The organism is Streptomyces atroolivaceus (assembly GCF_000717025.1).
Classification (GTDB): domain Bacteria; phylum Actinomycetota; class Actinomycetes; order Streptomycetales; family Streptomycetaceae; genus Streptomyces; species Streptomyces atroolivaceus.
In genome coordinates, this window is sequence record NZ_JNXG01000052.1 from 1 (window position 1) to 1,101 (window position 1,101).

A 1,101-nucleotide genomic window follows, 5' to 3' on the forward strand; every position below is an offset into this window, starting at 1 on the left:
GAGGATGAGGTGGCGTGCGCCGTGGTGGGTGACGAGGTGGCGGGCGAGGAGGCTGCCGAGTGCGCCGGTGCCGCCGGTGATCAGCACCGTCCCCTCCGGATCGAAGCTCCGCCCGCGGGCCGCCGCGTCCGCAGCCGTGCCGGGCGCGACCGCGCCGGCGCGGGTCAGGGCCGGCGCGAACAACAGGCCGTCACGTACCGCTAGCTGTTCCTGTCCGGTCGCGACCGCGGCGGGCAGCAGGCCTGTCTCCGCAGCCGGTCCGCCGCCCTCGCCGAGATCGTCGGGGCCTCCGTCGGAAGCCGGGTCAGGGGACAGATCCACCAGCGTGAAGTGGCCCGCCGTCTCGGCCTGGGCGGTACGCAGGAGACCCCACACCGTCGACACGGCCACTGCCGAAGGGGTGACCACGGGTTCCCGGCCCGCCGCGACGGTGCCTCGCGTGACCACGACCAGCCGCGCGTCGGCAAGCCGTTCATCGGCAAGCCACTCCTGGACGACGGCGAGTGTGTCCTCCGCCGACGCGTGGGCTGCGGCGAGCACGTCGTCGTTCCGCTCCCGCACGGGCAGTACGACCACGGACGGTACCGGGGCCCCCGCGTCCAGCGCGGCCCGCAGCCCCGCCAGGTCGGCGTGGTGAGCACGGGCGCCGAGCCGGCCGGCCACGGCCGCGCCGTCCTTCCCGAGTACCGCCCACGATGACGCCGGCACGGTGGCGTCGGTGGGCAGCTCGGCCGGCACCTCCCGCCAGCGCAGCACGTACAGCGGATCCCGGGCGCCCGCCGAGGCGTCTGCCGGTCCGGTGAAGTCCGCGGCACGCAGGACCAGTTCGGCGACCCCGGCAACCGGGGCACCGGTCGGGTCGGCCAGGGCAAGGGTGGCGGTGTCCGGACCGTTCCGGCGCAGCCGGACGCGGAGCCGGGTGGCGCCACCGGCGTGCACGGTGACGCCGGACCAGCTGAACGGCACCCGCAGGGGCGCGTCCGGATCGGCGACGAGCAGGGCGTGCAGGGCGGCGTCGAGGAGTGCGGGGTGGAGTGTGTGGCCGGTGGTGTCGGTGTCGTGGGGGAGGCTGACTTCGGCGTAGAGGTCGTCGCCGTCGTG

Annotated in this window: 1 protein-coding gene; it reads right to left on the reverse strand. The window is 75.7% G+C overall.

Features of this window, described 5'->3' with window-relative positions; genetic code table 11:
- A partial coding sequence (locus OO67_RS35350; RefSeq protein WP_033305938.1) for a polyketide synthase dehydratase domain-containing protein occupies nucleotides 1-1,101 on the reverse strand: 1,101 nt, incomplete at both ends.